Source organism: Zunongwangia profunda SM-A87, from assembly GCF_000023465.1.
Taxonomy (GTDB): domain Bacteria; phylum Bacteroidota; class Bacteroidia; order Flavobacteriales; family Flavobacteriaceae; genus Zunongwangia; species Zunongwangia profunda.
This window is the reverse complement of the sequence record NC_014041.1, coordinates 1322690-1346123: the sequence shown is the minus strand read 5'-3', so window position 1 is coordinate 1346123 and position 23434 is coordinate 1322690. Positions and strand designations below refer to the sequence as shown.

The 23434-nt window shown below is 35.9% G+C and carries 21 protein-coding genes and 1 other RNA gene; 8 read left to right on the top strand and 14 right to left on the bottom strand.

The window, feature by feature from the left end; translation table 11 throughout:
• The first annotated feature begins 20 nt into the window (after positions 1–20).
• Positions 21–1484 (top strand): sodium:solute symporter, encoded by a 1464-nt coding sequence (locus ZPR_RS05905; RefSeq protein ID WP_013070723.1) that lies wholly within the window; start codon positions 21–23, stop codon positions 1482–1484.
• Here the strand turns inward: ZPR_RS05905 and ZPR_RS05900 are convergent.
• Positions 1455–1817, bottom strand: coding sequence for a CoA-binding protein (locus tag ZPR_RS05900; RefSeq protein ID WP_013070722.1), 363 nt, complete (start codon positions 1815–1817; stop codon positions 1455–1457). The two genes, ZPR_RS05905 and ZPR_RS05900, sit on opposite strands and share 30 nt — an antisense overlap.
• Positions 1818–2221: 404 nt before the next feature.
• On the opposite strand from ZPR_RS05900, the gene ZPR_RS05895 reads away from it, so the two are divergent.
• Positions 2222–4576, top strand: coding sequence for a TonB-dependent receptor (locus ZPR_RS05895; RefSeq protein ID WP_013070721.1), 2355 nt, complete (start codon positions 2222–2224; stop codon positions 4574–4576).
• Positions 4577–4687: 111 nt separating this feature from the next.
• Here the strand turns inward: ZPR_RS05895 and ZPR_RS05890 are convergent, their stop codons facing one another.
• On the bottom strand, positions 4688–6304 hold the full coding sequence (locus ZPR_RS05890) for an ABC-F family ATP-binding cassette domain-containing protein (RefSeq protein WP_013070720.1): 1617 nt from the start codon (positions 6302–6304) through the stop codon (positions 4688–4690).
• Between the two features lie 168 nt (positions 6305–6472).
• Here ZPR_RS05890 and ZPR_RS05885 point away from each other — a divergent pair, with 168 nt between their 5' ends.
• On the top strand, positions 6473–7888 hold the full coding sequence (locus ZPR_RS05885; RefSeq protein WP_013070719.1) for a TlpA family protein disulfide reductase: 1416 nt from the start codon (positions 6473–6475) through the stop codon (positions 7886–7888).
• A 148-nt stretch (positions 7889–8036) separates the two neighbouring features.
• Here the strand turns inward: ZPR_RS05885 and fsa are convergent, their stop codons facing one another.
• From fsa to ffs, 3 genes are all read right to left on the bottom strand, one after another.
• Positions 8037–8693 (bottom strand): fructose-6-phosphate aldolase, encoded by a 657-nt coding sequence (gene fsa / locus ZPR_RS05880; RefSeq protein ID WP_013070718.1) that lies wholly within the window; start codon positions 8691–8693, stop codon positions 8037–8039.
• A gap of 65 nt (positions 8694–8758) precedes the next feature.
• Positions 8759–9577 carry an SDR family oxidoreductase gene (locus ZPR_RS05875; protein ID WP_013070717.1) on the bottom strand — a complete coding sequence of 273 codons (819 nt, stop codon included), beginning with the start codon at positions 9575–9577 and terminating at the stop codon, positions 8759–8761.
• Between the two features lie 42 nt (positions 9578–9619).
• An RNA gene (gene ffs / locus ZPR_RS22880) (signal recognition particle sRNA small type) lies at positions 9620–9718 on the bottom strand.
• Between the two features lie 88 nt (positions 9719–9806).
• On the opposite strand from ffs, the gene ZPR_RS05870 reads away from it, so the two are divergent.
• A complete protein-coding gene (locus ZPR_RS05870) occupies positions 9807–10874 on the top strand; it encodes a glutaminyl-peptide cyclotransferase (protein ID WP_013070716.1) in 1068 nt (355 codons plus the stop codon).
• Complete coding sequence (locus ZPR_RS05865; protein ID WP_013070715.1) at positions 10875–11291, top strand: acyl-CoA thioesterase; 417 nt, start codon at positions 10875–10877, stop codon at positions 11289–11291.
• Here ZPR_RS05865 and ZPR_RS05860 read toward each other — a convergent pair.
• Positions 11285–11728, bottom strand: coding sequence for a hypothetical protein (locus ZPR_RS05860; RefSeq protein ID WP_013070714.1), 444 nt, complete (start codon positions 11726–11728; stop codon positions 11285–11287). The genes ZPR_RS05865 and ZPR_RS05860 overlap by 7 nt on opposite strands.
• Positions 11718–12299 (bottom strand): RNA polymerase sigma factor, encoded by a 582-nt coding sequence (locus ZPR_RS05855; protein WP_013070713.1) that lies wholly within the window; start codon positions 12297–12299, stop codon positions 11718–11720. Before ZPR_RS05855 ends, ZPR_RS05860 begins: the two co-directional genes overlap by 11 nt.
• Before the next feature lie 149 nt (positions 12300–12448).
• Between ZPR_RS05855 and ZPR_RS05850 the strand changes: the two genes are divergently transcribed.
• Complete coding sequence (locus ZPR_RS05850) at positions 12449–12793, top strand: DUF6249 domain-containing protein (RefSeq protein WP_041578715.1); 345 nt, start codon at positions 12449–12451, stop codon at positions 12791–12793.
• A 72-nt stretch (positions 12794–12865) separates the two neighbouring features.
• On the opposite strand, the gene glyA is transcribed toward ZPR_RS05850, so the two are convergent.
• Positions 12866–14140, bottom strand: coding sequence for a serine hydroxymethyltransferase (gene glyA / locus ZPR_RS05845; protein WP_013070710.1), 1275 nt, complete (start codon positions 14138–14140; stop codon positions 12866–12868).
• 108 nt (positions 14141–14248) lie between these two features.
• On the opposite strand from glyA, the gene fahA reads away from it, so the two are divergent.
• On the top strand, positions 14249–15538 hold the full coding sequence (fahA, locus tag ZPR_RS05840) for a fumarylacetoacetase (protein ID WP_013070709.1): 1290 nt from the start codon (positions 14249–14251) through the stop codon (positions 15536–15538).
• Positions 15539–15594: 56 nt separating this feature from the next.
• On the opposite strand, the gene ZPR_RS05835 is transcribed toward fahA, so the two are convergent.
• Together ZPR_RS05835 and ytxJ are read right to left on the bottom strand one after the other, a co-directional pair.
• A complete protein-coding gene (locus tag ZPR_RS05835) occupies positions 15595–15807 on the bottom strand; it encodes a hypothetical protein (protein WP_013070708.1) in 213 nt (70 codons plus the stop codon).
• A 121-nt stretch (positions 15808–15928) separates the two neighbouring features.
• Positions 15929–16321 carry a bacillithiol system redox-active protein YtxJ gene (gene ytxJ, locus ZPR_RS05830; RefSeq protein WP_013070707.1) on the bottom strand — a complete coding sequence of 131 codons (393 nt, stop codon included), beginning with the start codon at positions 16319–16321 and terminating at the stop codon, positions 15929–15931.
• 182 nt (positions 16322–16503) lie between these two features.
• Here ytxJ and clpB point away from each other — a divergent pair, with 182 nt between their 5' ends.
• Complete coding sequence (gene clpB / locus ZPR_RS05825) at positions 16504–19110, top strand: ATP-dependent chaperone ClpB (protein WP_013070706.1); 2607 nt, start codon at positions 16504–16506, stop codon at positions 19108–19110.
• 279 nt (positions 19111–19389) lie between these two features.
• Here clpB and ZPR_RS05820 read toward each other — a convergent pair whose 3' ends face one another.
• The 4 genes from ZPR_RS05820 to ZPR_RS05805 form a co-directional block, all read right to left on the bottom strand.
• On the bottom strand, positions 19390–20010 hold the full coding sequence (locus ZPR_RS05820; RefSeq protein ID WP_013070705.1) for an L-threonylcarbamoyladenylate synthase: 621 nt from the start codon (positions 20008–20010) through the stop codon (positions 19390–19392).
• 2 nt (positions 20011–20012) lie between these two features.
• Positions 20013–20225, bottom strand: a complete 213-nt coding sequence (locus tag ZPR_RS05815) for a hypervirulence associated TUDOR domain-containing protein (protein WP_041579685.1) — start codon at positions 20223–20225, stop codon at positions 20013–20015.
• A 216-nt stretch (positions 20226–20441) separates the two neighbouring features.
• On the bottom strand, positions 20442–21056 hold the full coding sequence (locus ZPR_RS05810) for a potassium channel family protein (RefSeq protein WP_013070703.1): 615 nt from the start codon (positions 21054–21056) through the stop codon (positions 20442–20444).
• A gap of 3 nt (positions 21057–21059) precedes the next feature.
• Positions 21060–23381, bottom strand: coding sequence for an ATP-dependent helicase (locus ZPR_RS05805; RefSeq protein WP_013070702.1), 2322 nt, complete (start codon positions 23379–23381; stop codon positions 21060–21062).
• Between the last annotated feature and the right edge of the window lie 53 nt (positions 23382–23434).

The following is a 23434-nucleotide window of genomic DNA, read 5'->3' as shown; positions in this document are numbered from 1 at the left end:
TTTTGGTTAAATTCGTATTTATGGAACCTATACATATTGTATTACTCATTGCGCTTTATTTTGGTCTTTTACTGTTAATATCCTATTTCACCGGAAAAGAAGACAGCAACGATGCTTTTTTTAAGGCAGAAGGCAAATCTCCCTGGTATATCGTAGCTTTTGGGATGGTAGGTGCCTCCTTATCTGGAGTTACCTTTATCTCTGTACCGGGTTGGGTTAGAGATTCCCAATTTAGCTATATGCAGGTAGTAGCCGGTTATTTATTTGGTTATCTGGTGATTTCTTTTGTGCTTCTCCCCATTTATTACAGTCTTAATGTAACTTCTATCTACCAGTATTTAAATAATCGATTTGGTAATGTGAGTTACAAAACCGGTGCTTTTTTCTTTTTTATTTCCAGAGTATTGGGGGCTTCTTTCAGGCTTTTCCTCGTAGCTACCGTATTACAATACTTTGTGTTTGAAGCATGGAACATTCCTTTCGTGGTTACCGTGATTCTTTCCATTTTATTGATATGGATTTACACGTCTCGCGGCGGAATTAAAACTATTGTATGGACAGATACATTGCAAACCCTTTTTATGCTGGGATCGGTAGGTATTGCCATTTATTTTGTTTCTCAAGAATTAAACTGGACCCTTAACGACTTTTTTACAGCACCAGAACTTGCCCCATATACCAAAACTTTTCATTTTGATAATTTTCTGGAAAAAGACTATTTCTGGAAAGCTTTCTTTGGCGGGATGTTTATCACCATTTGTATGACGGGACTCGATCAGGATATGATGCAAAAGAATTTAACCTGTAAAAGTTTAAAAGATGCACAAAAAAATGTAATGTCTTACAGTCTGGTGTTCATTCCGGTTAATATTTTATTCCTTTTTCTGGGAGCACTTTTATTTATTTATGCGGAACAAAACGGAATTAGCGTGCCGGTACTCGACGGAAAGGAAAAAACCGACCTTCTTTTTCCCGAGATCGCTTTGAATGCCGAGATGGGTATTGGTCTTGCGATTATCTTTTTACTTGGTTTAATTGCCGCGGCATACTCTAGTGCCGATAGTGCATTAACCAGCCTAACCACCAGTTTTTGCGTAGATTTCCTAAATATCGAAAAACGTGAACCCAGTTCGCAAACCAGTATTAGAAAAAGAGCTCATATTTTAATTAGCATACTTTTAGTCATCGTGATCATCGCATTTAAATACTTACTGGATAGTAGCGTGATCGATTTACTTTTAAAGGCTGCCAGTTATACTTACGGCCCTTTACTTGGACTTTTTGCTTTTGGAATTTTTACAAAAATGCAAATAAAAGATCATCTGGTATGGATCGTAGCTTTAGTTTCTGTGGTGACAACTTTTATTCTAGGAAACCTTCCTCCTGAATATCTTGGAGGTTATGTTTTTAATTACGAATTACTAATCGTAAACGGTGCAATTACGTTTTTGGGATTAATATTGATTCGTACCAAGCAGCACTAAAGTACAGGCATTCTGAAATTTAATATTATTTTTTTCTAAGACTCCATAAAGCTCAGGATTTTCTGTCCCGGGGTTAAAAATGACGCGTTTTGGATTTAGCGCAACAAGATAGTCGTAATATTCGGGTTGATTTTTAGGTCCAACGTATAAAGTTACGGTATCTATATCTGGGAAAAGAATTTGCTCGTTTTCTATCTTAACCCCTTCAACTTCTCCTTTTCGTAACCCTAAAGCAACCACCGGCTGCTGCTTGTCTACCAATTTCTTTATCGCCATATTGGAATATCGTGCAGTGTTGGTAGAAGCTCCTATTACTAATGTTTTCTTTTTCATATGGTTAAATAACTCAGGGCCAACCCCTGATCTGTTTTTTGAAATTAATTTTTATGTTGAGGCAAAGCTCAAATCATATAATCTCGATTATCGAGTAAAAATACTTTTTAAAATTTACTGTAACAAGTTTTAAACTTATCAGTCTTTATAGTAAGACTAGTCTAAAAATGCATTGCTATCTTTTTTTTGATGGTTAGAAGATAGTATTGCTTGATAAGGTTCGCGCTATTTGCAAGGCGCGAACTTTTTTCTGAATTAATTGAAAATTTTTGTAACATTCTTTTTTTGGCGTCGTCTTTATAGTAGAAATCATCAAAATTACAGAAATATACTTTTAAGTATTATGCAATACAAAGTATTATTTATAACATCATAACCATCAATATCAAACATCAATCAAAAAAATGAAACAGTTATTTTTAATCATCATTGTTACGTTAATCACTTTTAATTCCGTCGCAAATAACGAAGTTTTTGCGAGGATTACAGGTACTATTATAGATCGTAATTTAAAAGAACCGGTTCCCTATGCAACTATCAGCTTAAGTGATACTGAAGGTAACATCATCACCGGTACAACTTCTGAAGAAGACGGGTCATTCATCATCAAAAAAGTAAAATCTGGCAATTACATCCTAAGTATTCAATTTATTGGCTACAAGAAATTCAGTAAAGAAATTGTTGTACAAGGTAATAGCGGCCTCATGGAGTTAGGTACTATTAATCTGGATCCTGATGTTGCTGAAATGGATGAAGTGGTAGTAGTGGGAGAACGCTCTACCATCGAGCAGCGTATTGACAGAAAAGTAATTAACGTTGGTAAAGATCTTACTACTGCAGGCGCCAGCGCCTCAGACATCATGAATAATATACCATCCGTAAATGTAGATCAGGATGGAAACATCGCTTTGCATGGAAACACTAATGTACGCATATTAATTGATGGTAAACCAACTAATATGAATGCTGCTCAATTACTAAAACAAATCCCTTCCAGCTCGATAAAAAAAATCGAACTTATTACTAATCCTTCCGCAAAATACAATCCTGAAGGGATGAGTGGAATTATAAATATCGTTTTGCACAAAAACGCCAATAACGGATTTAACGGTAATATAAATACCGGCTTAACCTATGGGGAAAATGCACGTTTTAATGGTTCTTTAGACATGAATTACCGCCAGGGAAAATTAAACCTCTACGCAAACCTTGGAAGCAACTTTGGCAAAAGGAAAAATATTAACGACATCAATTTAACCGGTAGAAATGCTAAGCAAAACCTGGATATGTTAAACGATAACGAATCGTATTTATATAAAATTGGAGTAGATTATTTTTTAAACGATAACAATACATTTAGCTTTTACACCAATCAAAATTTGTTTAATGGCGGGGTAGACGCTACGATAAATGCAATTTACCTTAATAATCCTTCGAATAATTTCGAACAGTTTTTAAATCTGGATGCAAGGAATTTGAATGCTACTTATAACTTTGCTTACAAGCATTTATTCCCACAAGAAGGACACGAAATATTATTTGAGGCTGATTATAATGATTACGATGCCGATGAAGATTTTGCAGTAAACTTTAGTGAAAATGCAAGTTTTGCTCCTTATTCTGAAAACGTGAACGAGAATCGTGGAACTTTAATCACTAATATCGACTATAGCCTGCCTATTGGCGATAAGTCGAAATTTGAAGCCGGAGCTGAAGCCAGGTTATTAAATAATACTCAGGATTATGATACTAACAATCCGTCAGCACAAAACTCCGATTACGATTACAACCGAAATATCTATTCGTTATACAGCACATTTGGACAATCTTTTGAAAAATTCTCATATCAGCTTGGGGCTCGTTTAGAAAGCTTTAATATAGATGCTGAAGTAAATGGTAAAAACGTATTTAGTGATGATTATATCACGTTATACCCTTCAGGATTTTTCAATTACACCCCAAATGATAAAAACAGTTACCAGGTAAGCTATAGCCGTAGGATAGATCGTCCTAGCCTAGGGCAGGTAAGCCCGGTAAGAGAGGTGAGCACGCCTACAATCACCGTAGTCGGAAATCCTAATCTACAGCCACAATTTACGAACTCCGTAGAATTTAATTATACGAGAAAATTAAAACATGGTAGTTTAACCGGTGGGGTGTTCTTCAGAAATATTAATGATAATATTAACCAGTTAATCGAAGAAGATCCATCAGATCCAGCAAGCCTTCTTATATCTTTTGCAAACTTTGATGACACCAATGCTTACGGAGTTGAACTGTCTTCTAACTATAAGTTTACCGAATGGTGGAGTGCCAATGGAAGTTTTGAATTGTACCAACAAACACAAAGCGGAATTGTAGGGACAAGCCGTGTTGAAGTAGATAACACAGTGTACACCGCAAGAGTAAACAATAGTTTTACTGTTACCGAAAACTTAACATTACAATTATTCGGATTTTATCAAGGACCAAGCGAAGAACTTCAGTTTAAAAACGAAGATGTATTTTTTGCCAACCTTGGCGGACGCTATACTTTCCTGGATAAAAAAGCTACGCTTAGTTTAAACTTTAATGATGTTTTTGGTACCCAGGAATATAGGTTTAGTGCCACACTTCCTTACGAGCAAAACGGACTTTTTAGAAGTGAATTCCAAAATGTATATGTTGGATTTAGCTATCGCTTTGGAGGGAACAACGCTAAGAAATTAAAAAGAAAACAAAGAGATAACGATGAAACCCAGGGTGGTGGAATGTTTTAAAGAAAACGAATTATATCATTTTTAGATAAAATTTGTTTGTTTAGCCAAAGAAAAGCCTGAAGTTTTCACTTCAGGCTTTCGTTTTTTATAGGAAATATACTATTCTATAAATTAAGCATACATTTTATCACGTTGCTCTTTTATTTTTGGATCACTCATGTATTCATCAAACGTCATATAACGATCGATTACTCCGTTTGGCGTAAGCTCAATAACACGGTTAGCAACTGTTTGAGCAAACTCATGATCGTGTGTGGTTAGCATTACGGTTTCTTTAAAATTCTTTAATGAATTATTAAAAGCAGTAATAGATTCCAAATCCAGATGGTTTGTTGGCTCATCTAACATTAATACGTTGGCTCTCATCATCATCATTCGACTTAGCATACAACGTACTTTTTCTCCTCCAGATAAAACATTACTGGTTTTTAAAGCTTCTTCCCCACTAAACAACATTTTTCCTAAGAAGCCACGAATAAATACCTCTTCCCTTTCTTCTTCGGTTTTCGCGTACTGTCTTAACCAGTCTACTAGTGTAAGATCATTATCAAAATATTCAGAGTTATCTAACGGTAGATAGGACTGCGAAGTCGTTACACCCCAACTATATTTCCCAGCAACCGGCTCTTCCTTCCCATTGATAATTTCGTAGAATGCAGTTGTTGCACGACTATCCCTGGAGAAAACAATGACTTTATCCCCTTTGGAAAGGTTAATATCTATTCCGCTAAACAGTGTTTCTCCTTCTATGGAAGCTTCTAACTTTTCAATATTCAATATTTGATCACCAGCCTCTCGGTCCCTATCAAAAATAATGGCCGGATAGCGGCGACTTGAAGGTTTAATTTCTTCAATATTTAATTTATCAATCATCTTCTTACGTGAGGTAGCCTGTTTAGATTTGGCTACGTTCGCACTAAATCGCTGAATAAATTCCTGAAGCTCCTTCTTTTTCTCTTCTGCTTTCTTATTTTGCTGTGCACGTTGTCTAGCTGCTAATTGAGAAGACTCATACCAGAAAGAATAATTTCCACTAAAGTGGTTTATTTTCCCAAAGTCGATATCAGAGATATGTGTACAAACCGCATCTAAAAAGTGACGGTCGTGAGAAACCACGATTACCGTGTTATCATAATTTGCCAGGAAATTCTCTAACCAGTTAATCGTTTCGTAATCCAAATCATTGGTAGGCTCATCCATGATCAATACATCTGGATTTCCAAAAAGAGCCTGCGCTAACAAAACTCTTACTTTTTGCTTACCATCAAGATCCTTCATTAGAGTATAATGAAGTTCTGTTTTTATCCCCAGGTTAGAAAGTAATGATGCGGCGGCGCTATCGGCGTTCCAACCATCCATTTCTTCAAACTGCACCTGCAGCTCACCAATTCTATCAGCGTTTTCATCAGAATAATCAGCATATAAAGCATCTATCTCTGTCTTAATTTCAAAAAGCGGTTTATTTCCTCTTAAAACGGTTTCTAAAACAGGATAATCATCATATACATTGTGATTTTGCTCCAGTACCGACATACGTTTTCCTGGCTCTAAATGAACATGACCAGAAGTTGGATCGGATTTTCCAGATAAGATTTTTAAAAATGTAGATTTACCTGCACCGTTGGCGCCGATAATCCCATAACAATTCCCTTCAGTAAAAGTAGTATTCACCTCATCAAAAAGGACTCTTTTACCAAACTGGACAGAAAGATTTGAAACTGAAAGCATAAATTCCTCTAATTTTCCGCAAAAGTAGCATATATTGTACACTTTCTAAAAGATTAACGTTTAGAAAATTCCTTTTAACTCGTGGTTAACATTCAAGATTTTAGCCACAAATTATATTTGTTGGTCACTAGAAATCATAAAGGAGATAATGGATTTATAACTATTTGAATGAGAAGATTATTACTGCTAAGTATTTTTTATACCATATTTTCATTTATAGGTTGCAAGAATAAAAGCACCAATACAGATAAAGTATACATTGGCGGGAAAATTGTAAATCCAAATTTAGATTACATCATCCTATCCAGGGACGCAGATATTATAGATACTTTGGGACTGGACAAAAACAATCAGTTTGGCCAGTACCTTGAAAATATCGACCCTGGGATTTATACTCTACAACATAACCCGGAAAATCAGGTGGTGTATCTAGAACCCGGTGACAGCATCATGATTTGGGTTAATACATATGCTTTTGATGAGTCTCTTAATTTTAGTGGGCGTGGCAGCAAGGAAAGTTCATTTTTATTAAATCTCTTTTTGCAGAATAGGGCCAACAATGATCTTGTCCTTAATTATTATAAAATTAAGCCCGAAAAGTTTGAAAAAATAAGTGATTCTATTCATCAAAAAAGACTTGAAGAATTTAATCTAATCTCTTCACAACGGAACTTTAGCGATGATTTCAAAAATATGGCCCGGCAAAGTATCGATTATGAATACTACGATCTTCGTGAGCGCTATACTTATCTCATTAAAAAATATTACCCGGAATATGCAAAACTTATCCCTAAAGATTTTAACAATTATAGAGACAGTATAGACTTTAATAATGGGTTACTTCAAAACTACTATTTATACACCAACACCATTGATGATTACCTACGCACTCGTGCTGTAGAATACTGTATAGATAAGCACAAAGACAGAGATTGCTTTAACGTATCTGATTTTGATAATATACAAAGACGGGCTATTTTAATAGATTCGTTATCCAGCACTCCATCCATAAAAAACAGATTCCTTGATATATTGCTTAGTAAGGCGGTTACCATCTCTTCAAATGATGAAGACCTTAAAAAAGTAATGAATTTAGCCGAATCTCTGGATTACCAGCAAATCGATCAAATTAAACAGCTCTCCAGTATTCAAAAAAATTATTTTACAGGCAAATCCCTGGCAAATTTTACTCTGTTAAACACTAATGGTGTGGAAACTACCTATGGGGATATTATAAATAAAAAGACGATTATTTATTTCTGGTCTGCTAATAATATTAGACGCTATATTTGGCAATTTAGAACTATTAAAAAGCTTGAAGAAAAATACCCAGAATTAGATTTCGTCGGAGTCAACCTGGATATTGGTCATGAAAAAAGATGGTTGCGTATTTTAAATGAAAATAATTACGATCAAAAGAATCAATATCAACTCTCAAAAAGAAAATTTAGCAATGACTATGCTACAAAGTATTTATATCGCTTAAACTTCCTTGACAAAAATGCCGTGATTGTGAGAGGCGATGTTGCACTTAGTTCTTCAGCAGAATTTGAATCGCAGTTGTTACAATTTATTAATCAGTAACATTTTAGAAATAAATCGCAAACCAAAAACAATAGAATTAGATGTTATAATTTGAATCCCATTTTCAAAAGAATAAAAAATAAATTCTAAACATAAAAAAGCTGCCTTTCGGCAGCTTTTTATATAATAATAAGAAAAAAACTTATTCTTATTGGTTTCCTTTTTTATAATCTGCTAAGAATTTCTCTAATCCGATATCTGTTAAAGGATGGTTTAATAAACCTTCTATAGAAGATAAAGGACCGGTCATTACATCTGCACCAATCTTCGCACAATCAATTACATGCATCGTGTGACGAATAGAAGCCGCTAAAATTTGGGTTTCAAAACCATAGTTATCATACACTAATCTAATTTCTTCGATTAGATTAAGACCATTGGTTGAAATATCATCTAAACGACCAAGAAAAGGTGATACATAAGTTGCCCCTGCTTTAGCCGCTAATAAGGCCTGTCCTACAGAGAACACTAAAGTACAATTGGTTTTAATTCCTTTATCAGAGAAATATTTAATTGCTTTTACACCTTCTTTGATCATTGGTACCTTTACGATAATTTGATCGTGAAGTGCTGCGAGCTCTTCTCCTTCTTTTACGATATTTTCAAAATCTGTAGAAATAACCTCGGCACTTACATCCCCAGTTACGATTTCACAGATTTTTTTATAATGATTAATAATATTCTCCTTACCGGTAATTCCCTCTTTTGCCATTAATGAAGGGTTGGTCGTTACACCATCCAAAACCCCTAATTCCTGTGCCTCTCTAATCTGATCGAGGTTAGCGGTGTCAATAAAAAATTTCATATTGCAAGTTTTATAAGTTTATTTTTATTTATTTAAGTGTAAAAATAACACATTAAATACACTTTTTATAATTTATAATGATTCATCAGCATTCTTTCATAAGTCTTATCGGGTAAGATTCTTTTTAAAACAATACTTGCTTTTTGCAAAAGCTCCCCTACCTTGTAATGCCCTTTTGGCGCTTTATCTTTAATAATTTTTAGCACCGCTTTCGCCATCATATCTGGATCCTGACCGGCATCTACATGCTCATCCATCAATTTTAAAGAATCACCATATGGTTCTTTATAAGGAGAATTATCCAGAACCGGAGCATGATACCTTCCAGCAGCAATATTGGTGGCAAAATCACCAGGGGCCACGCAGGTCATCTTTATATTAAACCCTTTCACCTCCATTCTAAAAGCTTCGGTTGCAATTTCCAGCGCTGCCTTAGAAGCCGAATAGATTCCGCGATACGGTAGTCCCATATACCCTGCAATGGATGTTACATTAATTATAAGACCATCATTTTGCTTACGCATTACGGGCAAAACAGCTTTACAAACATTTATAGGACCATAAAAGTTGGTTTCAAAAGCATTACGAATTTCAGGGGTGGGCGTCTCCTCTACCGGACCGGTAATTCCAACCCCGGCATTATTAATTAAAACATCAATTCGCTTTTCTTTTTCTAAAACAAATTTTACCGCTTTAAAGATACTATCTTCATCAGTAACATCTAAATCTATAAGATTAAAATTTGATGATTTTCCGGTAGAATTTCTACTGGTACCGTACACCTTAAAATTTTGTTGATTTAAATAGTCGCCAATTGCTTTACCAATTCCTGAAGAACCACCGGTAATTAAAACGACTTTATGAGAAAGAGTATCTGTTTTCATAAGGCAAATATGCGATTAATTTTGCTAATTTCCAGATACAAAAAAAGGCAAGCGACCCACATCACACCGCTGCGACCGCCTACCCTTGCTGCGTTCCCGCCCTGGGGGATTCAGCAGGAGCTGGTTGTGTGGGACTTGCCGGGTGCAAATATACAATCTTTAGTACTTCTGGCAAGCATTTTTTAAACAGAATTGGTTAATTTAGCCATATAAAATATGACTTTTAAAGATGATGAAATTTAAATCTCTGTTAATCTTAACATTAGCTTTTTTATATTTTTCATGCGGAAGTAATTCTGGCTCTAAAAAATCTCATTTCAGTATAAAAACTGATGAAAATAAGAAGGAATTTCAGCTTGGCGAGCATATTTCAGGGCAAATTGAAAACAAAAAAGAGCTGCGTATCGACTCGGTTATCGTTTATCTGAATACTGAAAAAGTAATCGCAAAGTCACCTAACTGGTCCTTTGATATTCCGCTTAAAAATCAGCTTTTAGGAAATCAAACTTTAAAAGCCGAAGTATTTTACGAAGGTCAAAAAGATACTACCAATACGTCGATCAAAATTTATAATGATACACCGCCAAAGGCCTACACCTACGAAATTGTAAATATCTACCCTCACGACCCCAAAGCTTATACCCAGGGATTAGAATTTTTAAACGATACGTTATATGAAAGTACGGGAGAATATGGCGAATCTGATCTTAGAAAAGTAGATCTAAAAACAGGGGAAGTTTTAAAAATGATCGATTTGGATGATTCTGTTTTTGGTGAGGGCTTAACGATTTTTAATGATCAGATTATTTTACTTACCTGGAGGGCTAAAGAAGGCTATATCTATGATCTGGATACCTTCGAGAAAAAAGGGACCTTTAGTTATAATCAAAGTAAAGAAGGCTGGGGGCTTTGTAATGACGGTGAGCATATTTACAAAAGTGACGGGACTGAAAAAATCTGGTTGTTAGATCCCGAAACTTTGGCTGAAAAAGATTATATTCAGATTGCTACCCATAAAAGTATTAATTCTAAAATGAATGAATTGGAATGGGTTGACGGACTTATTTATGCAAACACTTATCAAAAAGATGGTGTAGCAATCATTAATCCTAAAAATGGAGCGATTGTTGGCCTTATTGATTTTAGAGGTTTAAGAAATAAACTGGGTAACGAACAAGATCTTAACGAAGTAAACCATGTTCTTAATGGTATCGCCTATAATCCTCACACTAAACAATTATTTGTAACCGGAAAACACTGGGATAAATTATTCGAGGTTAAAATCGTAGAAAAATAAATGATCACCACGCCCCAGATTTTTGAAATGGAGCTCAAGGTTACCTCAAGTGATCTTGATGAACAAGACCATGTAAATAACGTGCAATATGTGCAATGGATACAGGATGTTGCTAAAGGCCATTGGGAAGATCGCGCATCAGCTTCACAGAAAGAAAAATTCTTTTGGGTTGTGGTTCGACACGAAATCGATTATAAACAGCAGGCTTTTTTAGACGATCTTATTATACTGCAAACCTATGTAGATGAAATTACGAATGTCACTTCGATAAGGCACGTACTCATTAAAAACAAAAAAAACGATAAAATCTTAGCTAAAGCAAAAACCACCTGGTGCTTAATGAGTCATGACTCTAAACGCCCGGCAAGAATCGATGAAAACATGAAGGTTTTATTTCAGCAGAAATCTGATCAATAAAATCTTCTTTTACTCATCCAGTTATTCAGCAGAAAAATTTCTAGTAAAAAATAGGCGGTAAAAAGTACTACAGAAATAGCAATAACATCAGAATTTAAAATACTGATATTCGGTAGTTCAAGAGAAAAATCAAAAACCGACTTAACTTTACTCCAATTATCAATTACGACTTCTGAAGCTCCTTCTGCTGAAGGAAAATAAGATGTAATTAGCAATAAGGCAATAAAAGCTGCGATCATCACCCAGCCCTTTTTAGAAATTAATGGCTCGTATTTTATTTTCTTTGCTAAAGGACTTACTCTAGCAGCATTGGCCATTGTAAATTCGGGTAAATTAGCCATTACCTTATCTGTAAAATCAAAAGAAGGAGTTTCCAGGCTGGATTCCATGAAAATTTTCTTCGTAAATTCGTCTAATTTATTTTCTTTATTTTCCATAATTCAGCAACATATCATTCGACAACCTTCTCTTCAAAATAAACGCCAGTTGTTTACGGCTTCGGTATAATTTCACTTTTACATTAGCCACAGACAGCTTCATAATTTCAGCAATATCCTTCACTGATTGATCCTCATAATAATGTAAAGTTAGCAAAAAAGCATCATCTTCATTCAGCATATTTATACAGCCCAGAATAGCCTTTTTTCGCTCATTCTCTTCTAAGTTATTAATCGCGCTATCTAAATCTTCTATTTCAAAATCGTCATAAGCATCTACACTTAATTCCTGAAACTTACGTTTCCTGGCCTTTATAAAATCGAGACAGTTATTATAAGTCACCCGGTACACCCAGGTCGAAAATTTTGCCTCTCCTTTAAATTTACTTAAAGATTTATAGATTTTCACAAAACTATCCTGTGCAACCTCTTCAGCTTCTTCCCTATTTTTCAGCAACCTTAAACATAAGGTAAACACCAAATTTTTATAACGATCTACCAGTACCGAGAATAATTGCTTATCTCCGCCCAGTATTTGATCGATGAGTAATTGGTCTTTTTTGATGGTCATTTAATTATAGGACGACAACTAAGCAAATCTGGTTACAATAAATTCCCTCTTTCTTTTTTGAAATTATTTGTAACCTGTTTTTGTAAAGTCTCGTCTTAACTTAAGAAAGCGCTTAAAAGTTTAATCATTAATTAAATAAAATTAAAAATATGAATCCTGCTATTATTATATCTATTTCCTTTTTTGCCTGCATATTTGGTATTTTCTTCCTGTTTTTTCAAACGAGAAATAAGGAACGCCTTGCCCTTATCGAACATGATAAAGATGCATCACTGTTTAAATTTAGAAAAGATAGAGCTTCACCCGTTTGGGCTGTAATTTTACTTAACCTTTCACTTGTTCTTATGGGAGTTGGCTTTGGTTTTTTTATAGGTAATTTAATAGAAACCTATACAGTATTAAATAACGATTTAGGATACGTTGCCAGTTTATTTTTTACTCCGGGAGCTTTTCTACTGTTAGGCTTTTACTTAACCCGTAAATTAAAATTATAGCCTATATAGCTCTATAAAGTAAAAAAGACTACCAAAATTGGTAGCTTTTTTACTTTATATCGTATCTATCGATTAAGCTTTAAATAATGGGCGACCGTGCATTAAAGCATTCACTTCAGATTTCACTTCAGCTAGTTTTGCGTCATTGTTAATATTTTTAATGACTCTGTCAATAAGCTCCACAACTCTTGGCATATCTTCTTCATCCAAACCTCTTGTAGTTACCGCTGCAGTACCAATTCTAATTCCTGAAGTTACGAATGGTGATTTATCATCAAATGGCACCATGTTTTTGTTTACAGTAATATCGGCTTTCGTTAAAGCTTCCTCAGCTTCTTTCCCACTTACTCCTTTATTTCTAAGGTCGATAAGCATACAGTGATTATCGGTTCCACCAGAAATAATTTGATAGTCTTTCTCTACAAAAGCTTCCGCCATTTTTTTGGCATTTTTCTTTACCTGTACGGCATAGTGTAAAAACTCATCGGTTAAAGCCTCTCCAAAAGCTACTGCTTTAGCGGCGATAATATGCTCTAAAGGACCGCCCTGGTTTCCTGGGAAAATGGCACTGTTTAAAAGAGCAGACATTTTCTTGAGGTTTCCGTTCTTAAGCTTCTCTCCAAAAGGATTATCAAAATCTTTACCCATCATGATAATTCCTCCTCTTGGCCCACGAAGGGTTTTGTGGGTAGTAGAGCTTACGATATGACAATGTGGTATAGGATCTCCTATCACTCCTTTAGCAATAAGACCTGCAGGATGCGCGATATCTGCAAATAAAATAGCACCAATACTATCTGCAATTTCTCTAAAACGTTTATAGTCGATCTCACGAGAATAAGCAGAAGCCCCAGCAATAATCATTTTTGGCTTTTCTTTTTCGGCAATCTCGGCAACTTTATCATAGTCTATAAGTCCGGTTTCTTTATCGACTCCATAAAACACCGGCTCGTATAATTTTCCTGAAAAGTTTACTGGAGAACCATGGGTTAAATGCCCTCCATGAGAAAGATCAAATCCTAAGAATTTTTCTCCCGGTTTTAAACAAGCCTGAAAAACAGCAGTATTTGCCTGTGAACCCGAATGTGGCTGTACATTGGCATACTCGGCTCCAAAAAGTTCTTTTAGGCGATCGATCGCTAACTGCTCTACTTCATCAACAACCTCACAACCTCCATAATAACGTTTACCGGGATAACCTTCTGCATACTTGTTGGTAAGTACAGATCCGGCAGCTTCCATCACCTGGTCACTAACAAAATTCTCACTTGCAATAAGCTCTAAACCATGCAGTTGACGCTTTTTTTCCTTCTCGATTAAATCAAAAATTATTGTATCTCGTTGCATCTTAAATATTTACGTTAAATATTCATCAAAAGTAATAAATACATTCGGTTAATTACAGGAAAATAATATATTTGAATCAATCAGATTTTAACAAATTTTTATTTTTCTATGTCTATTACTGCAAACGATCCTAAAAGAAAAACCTGGCTGGATATTCCCAAGAACACTGATTTTCCAATTCAGAATATTCCTTTTGGGGTGTTTTTAACCAGAGACGATATCATCACTATCGGAACGAGAATCGGTGACTTTGCTATCGATCTTGGCGCTTTACACCAACTTGGTTATTTTGAAGGTATTCCTTTAACCGATGATATTTTTCTTCAGGATACTTTAAATGATTTTATTTCAGACGGTAAAAAAACCTGGCGTTTGGTGAGAAATCGTATTGCCGAAATTTTTGACGAGAAGAATGACGCATTAAAAAACAATCAGGAGCACCGCAATGTCGTACTATTTACTTTAGATGAAATCGAAATGCAAATGCCGGTGCAGGTAGGCGATTATACCGATTTTTATTCCAGTAAAGAGCATGCTACTAATGTGGGCAGTATGTTTAGGGATAAAGAAAATGCACTTTTGCCAAACTGGCTACATATCCCTGTTGGCTATCATGGTAGAAGCTCTTCTATAGTTACCAGTCACATTCCCATTCATCGTCCAAAAGGGCAAACCATGCCTGAAGGGGCTAAAGAGCCAGTATTTGGTCCTTCAAAGCAGATCGATTTCGAAATGGAAATGGCTTTTATCACTACAGATGCTAATTTGCTTGGCGAACCTATCCCGGTAGACGAGGCTGAAGATTATATCTTTGGTATGGTGATGTTTAATGACTGGAGTGCTCGTGACATCCAGAAATGGGAGTATGCACCGCTAGGCCCTTTTTTAGCCAAAAATTTTGCCTCTTCTATCTCTCCTTGGATTGTCACCATGGATGCTCTAGAGCCATTTAGAACCAAAGGACCTGAACCGGAAAAAGAATTAATGTCTTATTTAAAATATACCGGAAAGAAAAGTTTTGACATCAACCTTGAGGTATTCTTACAACCTGAAAATGGAGAAGAAAATCTACTATCCAAAACAAACTACAAATATCTGTACTGGAATATGAGTCAGCAACTGGCCCATCACACTATTAACGGATGCCCGGTAAACTCAGGAGATATGATGGCCTCAGGAACCATTTCTGGCCCAACACCAGATACTTATGGAAGTATGTTAGAGCTTTCGTGGCGTGGGGAAAAACCTGTGCAACTAAAAGATGGTAGTCTTCGCAGTTTTATAGAAGATAATGATACCGTAATTATGAAAGGTTACTGCGAAAATGAGAGCATAAGAATTGGTTTTGGTGAAATTAACACCAAAATATTACCTGTTTTCGAACCAAAAAAAAAGTAAGCTATACCTTAATATTGATAATAAAAAAGCTGCCAGGTCATGGCAGCTTTTTTATTTTATACTCGACTATAGCTTCTAAATTCCCTCGACTCACGCATTGCCGCTTCTGCAGCTTTCTTTTCGTCAATGCTACCGCCATTCTTTCGATCTTCGGGCAAAATAGCTTCACTGTGATCCTGGAACTCTCGTTTTTGTCTTTCAGTTTCCTGACCCTTTTTGATGGCTTCCCATCTTCTTTCGAGTTCTTTAAAATCTATCTCTTTATCCATAACTTTAATTAATCTTTTTCTCTGGATCAAAATTACAAATAGCCATATATTTCACCAGATTGATTAATAATCTTTAACAAAGGTTTCTAAATTTAATTTAAAAAAATAAAATATTCAAATTCTATAAAAATTCTTTAAGATTCTCTACATCTATATCCTGATGAGAACTATGATGAACTACTTTTTTTTGTTGAAATAAAATAAGCTGAGGACTCTCGTGCCTTACATTAAAACGCTTGGCTATTTCATTAGAAATATCGCGATAACTCAACAAATCCAGAAAATAAAGATCAACTGGAGCTTCTTTAGGAAGGTCGTAAGAATTTTCAAATTGTCTTAACACCATCTTACTAATACCACAACGCGTAGAATGTTTCAAAATCCCTACAAGATGCTGTTCAGACTGCTGCATAGCTTCCTCTAATTGCGTCACTTCAACTAAAGGAATCCAATTAATTTTAGATTCATTTTTCGATTCCTTTTCTCCACCAAACATTTTATCAAAAATTCCCATATTTCAATTTTTTTGCAAAGATACAGCTTAAAATCAGATGATTATTCCACAATATAAGATTTTCAATATAAACACAAAAACTGCCGATTTGTCTTTAAATTTTATAAAAATAATGCCATTTTGTCTAATTATTCGGAAGGTATAGCATTTGCTATTTAGAATTTAAAAAAATATAAAACAAAATGAACTTTAATAATTTCACCATAAAATCACAGGAGGCGATCCAGCAGGCACAACAGCTTGCTCAGGAGATGGGCCATCAGCAAATTGAAAACGAACATTTGTTCAAAGCGATTACTACGGTAGACGAAAATGTAACGCCATTTTTGCTAAAAAAACTGAACATTAACGTTAATCTTTTTAATCAAATTCTGGACAATACCCTTCAGAGTTTCCCTAAAGTTAGCGGCGGCGATATCATCTTGAGTCGGGAAGCCGGTAAAACGGTAAACGAAGCATCGGGTATTGCTAAGAAAATGAACGATGAATATGTTTCTATTGAACATTTAATATTAGCGATATTTAAGTCTTCAAGTAAAGTAGCGCAAATATTAAAAGATCAGGGTGCTACAGAAAAAGGCTTAAAAGCAGCCATCGAAGAATTAAGAAAAGGAGATCGCGTAACTTCACAAAGCGCTGAAGAAACCTACAATTCCTTAAACAAATATGCAAAAAACCTTAACCATCTAGCCGAAACCGGAAAACTGGATCCGGTGATTGGCAGGGATGAAGAAATACGCCGAATTTTACAAATCTTATCCCGAAGAACCAAAAATAATCCCATGTTGGTAGGTGAACCGGGGACCGGTAAAACGGCGATTGCTGAAGGTTTAGCACACCGAATTGTAGCTGGTGACGTACCAGAAAACTTAAAAGAAAAACAAATATTTTCTTTAGATATGGGGGCATTAATTGCCGGAGCTAAATTTAAAGGAGAATTTGAAGAAAGATTAAAAGCGGTAATAAAAGAGGTAACCGGTAGCGATGGTAATATCGTATTATTTATTGACGAGATCCACACGCTTGTTGGGGCCGGTGGTGGCCAGGGGGCTATGGATGCTGCAAATATTCTAAAACCTGCTTTAGCTCGTGGAGAACTAAGAGCCATTGGAGCTACCACTTTAGATGAATATCAGAAGTATTTTGAAAAAGATAAAGCTTTAGAGCGACGTTTTCAGAAAGTGATGGTAGAAGAACCAGATACCGAAAGTGCAATCTCCATTCTTAGAGGTATTAAAGATAAATACGAGCAACATCATAAAGTAAGGATTAAAGATGAGGCAATTATTGCCGCGGTAGAATTATCGCAACGTTATATTACCAACCGTTTTTTACCTGATAAGGCCATCGACCTAATGGATGAAGCGGCATCTAAACTTCGTATGGAAATTAACTCTAAACCGGAAGAGTTAGATGTGCTGGACCGTAAGATCATGCAACTTGAAATTGAGATCGAAGCTATTAAGCGCGAAAAAGATGAAGCGAAATTAAAATCTTTACGGGCAGATTTAGCGAATCTTAAAGAAGAACGTAATGAAATCCACGCACAATGGAAAAACGAAAAAGAAGTTGTCGATAATATCCAGGGTGCGAAAGCTGAAATCGAGGAATATAAGCTGGAAGCCGAACGAGCCGAACGTGAAGGCGACTATGGGAAAGTAGCCGAATTACGTTATGGTAAAATAAAAGAAGCTCAGGAAAAACTGGAACGTCTTCAAAAAGAAGTTAAGGAAAGAGAAAGCGGGAAGTCTTTAATTCAGGAGGAAGTTACCAATGATGATATCGCTGAAGTAGTTGCGAAATGGACGGGGATTCCGGTAACTAAAATGCTGCAAAGCGAGCGGGAGAAATTGCTTCGATTAGAAGAAGAACTGCACCGCCGTGTAGTAGGACAGGAAGAAGCAATCGTGGCGGTAAGCGATGCTGTGCGTAGAAGCCGCGCCGGATTACAGGATCAAAATCGACCCATTGGATCTTTCTTATTCCTGGGAACCACAGGTGTGGGTAAAACCGAATTAGCGAAAGCACTGGCCGAATATTTATTCGATGATGAATCGGCAATGACCAGAATCGACATGAGTGAATACCAGGAGCGCCACTCGGTAAGCCGATTAGTAGGTGCACCTCCGGGATACGTTGGCTATGATGAAGGCGGACAGTTAACCGAAGCGGTGAGACGTAAACCTTATTCAGTGGTACTTTTGGATGAGATCGAAAAAGCGCATCCAGACACTTTCAATATCCTTTTACAGGTATTGGATGAAGGCCGACTAACAGACAATAAAGGACGCCTGGCTGATTTTAAGAATACAATCATCATTATGACTTCTAATATGGGAAGCCAGATTATCCAGGATAAATTTGAGGCTATTCAGGATATTGAAACAGCGATGGAAGCAGCCAAAACTGAAGTACTTGCTTTACTAAAACAAAGTGTACGACCAGAATTTATAAACCGTATCGATGACATTGTGATGTTCTCACCTTTAACCCAGAAAGACATTAAACGAATTGTCGATCTGCAATTAAAGGGAGTAAAGAAAATGCTAGCCAAACAGAATATTGTTTTAGATGCTACAGAGCAGGCACTGGCATTCTTAGCTAAACGCGGTTTCGACCCACAATTTGGTGCAAGACCGGTAAAGAGAACGGTACAAAAAGAAGTATTGAATAAACTATCGAAAGAAATCCTTTCTGGTCATATTCATACCGATAGTATCATCCTGTTAGATGAATTTGATGACCACTTGGTATTTAGAAATCAGGAAGAATTGAAAGCATCTGAATAAAAAACAGGAGAAAGATGAATTAAAAAAGAAGTCGCTAAGCTTAGTAATAAAACTGCTTAGCGACTTTTTTTAATTTGTTATTCACTCCAAAAGTTTCAAAGTAAACAAGCACCTGATTAAAATCTTCTAGGGTATTAAAAAGAAAACCATTTTACAATTTTAAGACTTCGAGGTGTTGTGATAATCATCAAGATCCAGTCATATAGTATTTAGCTGTTACAATAAAAAGAGTGCTATTTTTAGCTGCTATCGATAATCATAATATAACGAAGGTCTTATTTACATAATTTCTAAGCTTCCTTTACCTTCTCTAACTACTTCAGGTTGATCTGTTGTTAAGTCGATTACCGTACTTGGTATGTTATCACCATAACCACCATCAATCACGATATCTACCAGATTATCCCATTTTTCCTGAATTAACTCAGGATCTGTGGTATATTCTATCACCTCATCTTCATCTCTAATAGAGGTAGAAACGATAGGATTACCAAGCTCTGCTACGATAGCTCTACAAATATTGTTATCGGGAACTCTTATACCTACCGTTTTCTTTTTCTTAAATACCGTAGGCAGATTATTATTTCCCGGCAGGATAAAAGTATAAGGACCAGGTAAACAACGTTTCAGTATTTTAAAAGTCGAGGTATCGATTTGCTTTACATAATCTGAAAGATTACTAAGATCGTGACAAATAAAACTAAAATTAGCTTTTTCTAGTTTGACTCCTTTAATTTGAGCGATCTTTTCTAACGCCGAATTATTGGTGATATCACAACCCAACCCATACACGGTATCGGTAGGGTAAATAACTAGTCCGCCATTTCGAAGGGTTTTTACCACTTTGGTAATTTCACGCGGATTTGGATTTTCGTTATAAATACGAATAATTTCTGCCATTTTTAATCAGCTTTTTCAACTTCTTTTTCTAGCTTAAGGACGTTACTACCGTCTTCCTGCTCGATATAAAGGGCTTTATTTCCCTGTTCTCCTTTACGGGTAATTTTACTTCCATCAATAGTTTTTGTCACTTCCTTGGTATAAGTTTCAGTTACTTTACCGGTGGCGGTGCCATTACCCCATTCCCATTTAACCTTACTTCCTTTCTGAATCATCTTTTTCTTTTGAAGATAAAAAGAAAGCCGCATTTGGCGAATCTGAATAACACAAGTTTAACTCGAAAACTAGATGCTGGAGTAATTAACTAATCATTAAAAGAAGTAAAGTTAGAATAAAGCAGAGAAATTTTCAAGCCAAAGATCATAATGAAATTAGCCTAAAGTTCTATTCTAAACATTACTAACCTATTGTATCTTAATTAAAGAAGAAATTTAATCCCTAAACGAACTGGCTAATCTATTTACAAAAGAGATTACTGCACCAAAAGAAGCTATACCACAAAAAATAAGAATAGCCGCAAGTACTTTACCTATATTGGTCACCGGATATAAATCTCCATAACCTACCGTTGTAATTGTCACAAAACTCCACCATAGGGCATCTTCAGCAGTTTTAATGTTGCCTACGTCTTTTTCTATATACAGTACTGCGGTTGTACATAGCACTAAAGTGATAAAGGCAGAAAATACTATAAACCCATAAAGCGATGTTGCTTTGTTCTTTTTTATGAAAATGATCAATAATTTTATTGACTTTATGATTCGCAGCACCCTAAAAATCCTAAAAACCCTGATAAACCTGAATTGGTAAATAATCGGTATAGAAGACAAGAGATCAAGCCATCCAACAGTATAGAAGTATTTCCATTTACTTTTAGCAACAAACAACTGTGAAAAAAAATCGCACAGAAAAACTATACACAGTAGAAAATCAAAATAGCCAATGAGTTTATATAATTCTGATTCGACCGGAATAAAAAATGTTATGGATAGCAGAACTATGCTAAATATTGAAAGAAGACTTACAATAATATTTGCTATGACCATTTATTACTTCAGTATATTCAATTTAGCGAATCTTAGCAATAGTTTTTTGATGCCTCCATTTTCAAAATCGATTTCGGCTTTTTTATCCTGGCCAACACCTTCTATCCCCAAAACTTTTCCTTTACCAAAACGCATATGTTCTACCTCGTTCCCAACGTCAAGTTGAATAGCATTTGAGGCTTTCTCGGGCTCTGAAGCTGCCGGTCTTAACTTTCTTAGTTTTCTTAGCTGTTCTTCAGTTGGCTTATGCGCAGGTGGCGTTCCTGCTTTTGGTTTGGTTTGGCGTAATTTAGATTTATCAACTTCGTCGCCAAAAATATCTGTATTGATAAGCGGCTTATATTTATAATCATCCTGCGGAATCATATAATCCAAATACTTATCATCGATTTCCTCAATAAACCGGCTTGGTTCGGCATCTACTAATTTCCCCCAACGATATCGGCTTTGCGTATAGGTTAAAAACGCCTGTTTCTCTGCTCTGGTCACTGCAACATAGAATAAACGGCGTTCTTCTTCCAACTCAGATCGAGTATTCATACTCATTGCCGAAGGAAACAGATCTTCTTCCATTCCAACAATATACACATAAGGGAACTCTAATCCTTTCGCCAGGTGAATGGTCATTAGCGCTACACGATCTTCATCTTCGGTATCCTTATCCATATCTGTTGCCAGCGCCACATCTTCTAAAAATTCAGCTATCGATCCATTAGCATCAGCCAACTCTTTTTGTTCTTCAACAAAATCTTTAATCCCGTTTAATAATTCTTCAATATTTTCAATTCTGGCAATTCCTTCGGGTGTGCCATCCTTTTTTAATTCCTGGACCAGTCCGGTTTTTTTGGTAACCGTATCAGCAACCGTAAAAGCATCGGCATTCTGCGCCAAAATTGTAAAATGTTTGATCATATTTACAAAATTATCCAGCTTGGTACGTGTGCTTTTAGTGATCTTAAGTTCGGGAAGGTGATCCAGATTTTCCAAAACCTCAAAGATCGATTTCCCATATTTATTGGCAGCGATACTCAATCTATCCATGGTTGTGGCTCCAATACCCCGGGCAGGATAATTAATCACCCGCTTCAAGGCTTCCTCATCTTTTGGATTAATCAATAAACGTAAATAGGACAGAACGTCCTTTATTTCTTTACGCTGGTAAAAAGATAAACCTCCATAAATTCGATAGGGAATATCTTTCTTTCGCAGAGCATCTTCCATTGCCCTACTTTGTGCATTGGTTCGATACAAAATTGCAAAATCGCCATTAGCCATTTGCTGTTGCATCTTATTCTCAAAAATCGAACTCGCTACAAATCGGCCTTCTTCACCATCGGTTAATAATCGGTTTACCACTATTTTTGGACCATCATCATTTGCTGTCCAAACCACTTTGTCAAGTTTGGTTTGGTTTTTATCGATTATTGAGTTTGCAGCATTAACAATATTTCCGGTAGAGCGGTAATTTTGTTCTAAACGGTACATTTCAACTCCATCGTAATCTTTCTGGAAATTCAGGATATTATTAATATTCGCACCGCGGAAAGCATAGATACTTTGTGCATCGTCCCCAACCACACAAATATTCTGAAATTTGTCAGACAGGGCTTTTACAATTAAATACTGTGAGTGATTGGTATCCTGATACTCATCTACCAGAATATAGCGAAAACGATTCTGGTATTTTTGAAGCACTTCAGGAAAACGGTTTAAAAGCTCATTGGTTTTTAGCAATAAATCATCAAAATCCATCGCCCCGGCTTTAAAACAACGCTGCACATATTCCTGATAAATATCGCCCATTCTCGGCTTTTTGCTCATTGCATCGGCCTCCATCAATTCTGGATTGTTAAAATAGGCTTTTACGGTAATCAAACTGTTTTTATAAGACGAAATACGGCTATAAACCTGTTTATACTTATAAACATCTTTATCAAGCTGCATATCTTTGATGATCGCCCTAATCACACTTTGCGAATCCTGAGTATCATAGATTGTAAAATTAGAAGGGTAACCTAATTTATCTGCCTCAAAGCGCAAAATCTTGGCAAAAACTGAATGAAATGTTCCCATCCACAGATTCTTGGCTTCACTTCTACCCACAATCTGTGAAATACGGTGCTGCATCTCACGCGCCGCTTTATTAGTAAAGGTTAAAGCTAGAATATTAAAGGCATCGATCCCTTTACTCATCATGTATGCGATCCTATAGGTAAGTACCCGGGTTTTACCAGAACCTGCTCCGGCAATTACGATCATAGGACCATCAATCTGCAATGTTGGCGCCCTTTGGGCGTCGTTTAATTCGGCTAAATAAGCTTCCAATTTCCTTCAAATTTTAAAAGGGTGAATTTAACCAAAATCAATCAATTTCTAAA

Bases quoted from the DNA above. Each gene is read 5' to 3' on its own strand.
- fahA (WP_013070709.1), top strand. From the start codon at position 14,249: ATGTCTATTACTGCAAACGATCCTAAAAGAAAAACCTGGCTGGATATT.
- ZPR_RS05905 (WP_013070723.1), top strand. From the start codon at position 21: ATGGAACCTATACATATTGTATTACTCATTGCGCTTTATTTTGGTCTT.
- ZPR_RS05900 (WP_013070722.1), bottom strand. From the start codon at position 1,817: ATGAAAAAGAAAACATTAGTAATAGGAGCTTCTACCAACACTGCACGA.
- glyA (WP_013070710.1), bottom strand. From the start codon at position 14,140: ATGCAACGAGATACAATAATTTTTGATTTAATCGAGAAGGAAAAAAAG.
- ZPR_RS05855 (WP_013070713.1), bottom strand. From the start codon at position 12,299: ATGACCATCAAAAAAGACCAATTACTCATCGATCAAATACTGGGCGGA.
- ZPR_RS05885 (WP_013070719.1), top strand. From the start codon at position 6,473: ATGAGAAGATTATTACTGCTAAGTATTTTTTATACCATATTTTCATTT.
- ZPR_RS05860 (WP_013070714.1), bottom strand. From the start codon at position 11,728: ATGGAAAATAAAGAAAATAAATTAGACGAATTTACGAAGAAAATTTTC.
- ytxJ (WP_013070707.1), bottom strand. From the start codon at position 16,321: ATGGGAATTTTTGATAAAATGTTTGGTGGAGAAAAGGAATCGAAAAAT.
- ZPR_RS05815 (WP_041579685.1), bottom strand. From the start codon at position 20,225: ATGATTCAGAAAGGAAGTAAGGTTAAATGGGAATGGGGTAATGGCACC.
- ZPR_RS05810 (WP_013070703.1), bottom strand. From the start codon at position 21,056: ATGGTCATAGCAAATATTATTGTAAGTCTTCTTTCAATATTTAGCATA.
- ZPR_RS05850 (WP_041578715.1), top strand. From the start codon at position 12,449: ATGAATCCTGCTATTATTATATCTATTTCCTTTTTTGCCTGCATATTT.
- clpB (WP_013070706.1), top strand. From the start codon at position 16,504: ATGAACTTTAATAATTTCACCATAAAATCACAGGAGGCGATCCAGCAG.
- ZPR_RS05820 (WP_013070705.1), bottom strand. From the start codon at position 20,010: ATGGCAGAAATTATTCGTATTTATAACGAAAATCCAAATCCGCGTGAA.
- ZPR_RS05865 (WP_013070715.1), top strand. From the start codon at position 10,875: ATGATCACCACGCCCCAGATTTTTGAAATGGAGCTCAAGGTTACCTCA.
- ZPR_RS05890 (WP_013070720.1), bottom strand. From the start codon at position 6,304: ATGCTTTCAGTTTCAAATCTTTCTGTCCAGTTTGGTAAAAGAGTCCTT.
- ZPR_RS05870 (WP_013070716.1), top strand. From the start codon at position 9,807: ATGATGAAATTTAAATCTCTGTTAATCTTAACATTAGCTTTTTTATAT.
- ZPR_RS05875 (WP_013070717.1), bottom strand. From the start codon at position 9,577: ATGAAAACAGATACTCTTTCTCATAAAGTCGTTTTAATTACCGGTGGT.
- fsa (WP_013070718.1), bottom strand. From the start codon at position 8,693: ATGAAATTTTTTATTGACACCGCTAACCTCGATCAGATTAGAGAGGCA.
- ZPR_RS05835 (WP_013070708.1), bottom strand. From the start codon at position 15,807: ATGGATAAAGAGATAGATTTTAAAGAACTCGAAAGAAGATGGGAAGCC.
- ZPR_RS05895 (WP_013070721.1), top strand. From the start codon at position 2,222: ATGAAACAGTTATTTTTAATCATCATTGTTACGTTAATCACTTTTAAT.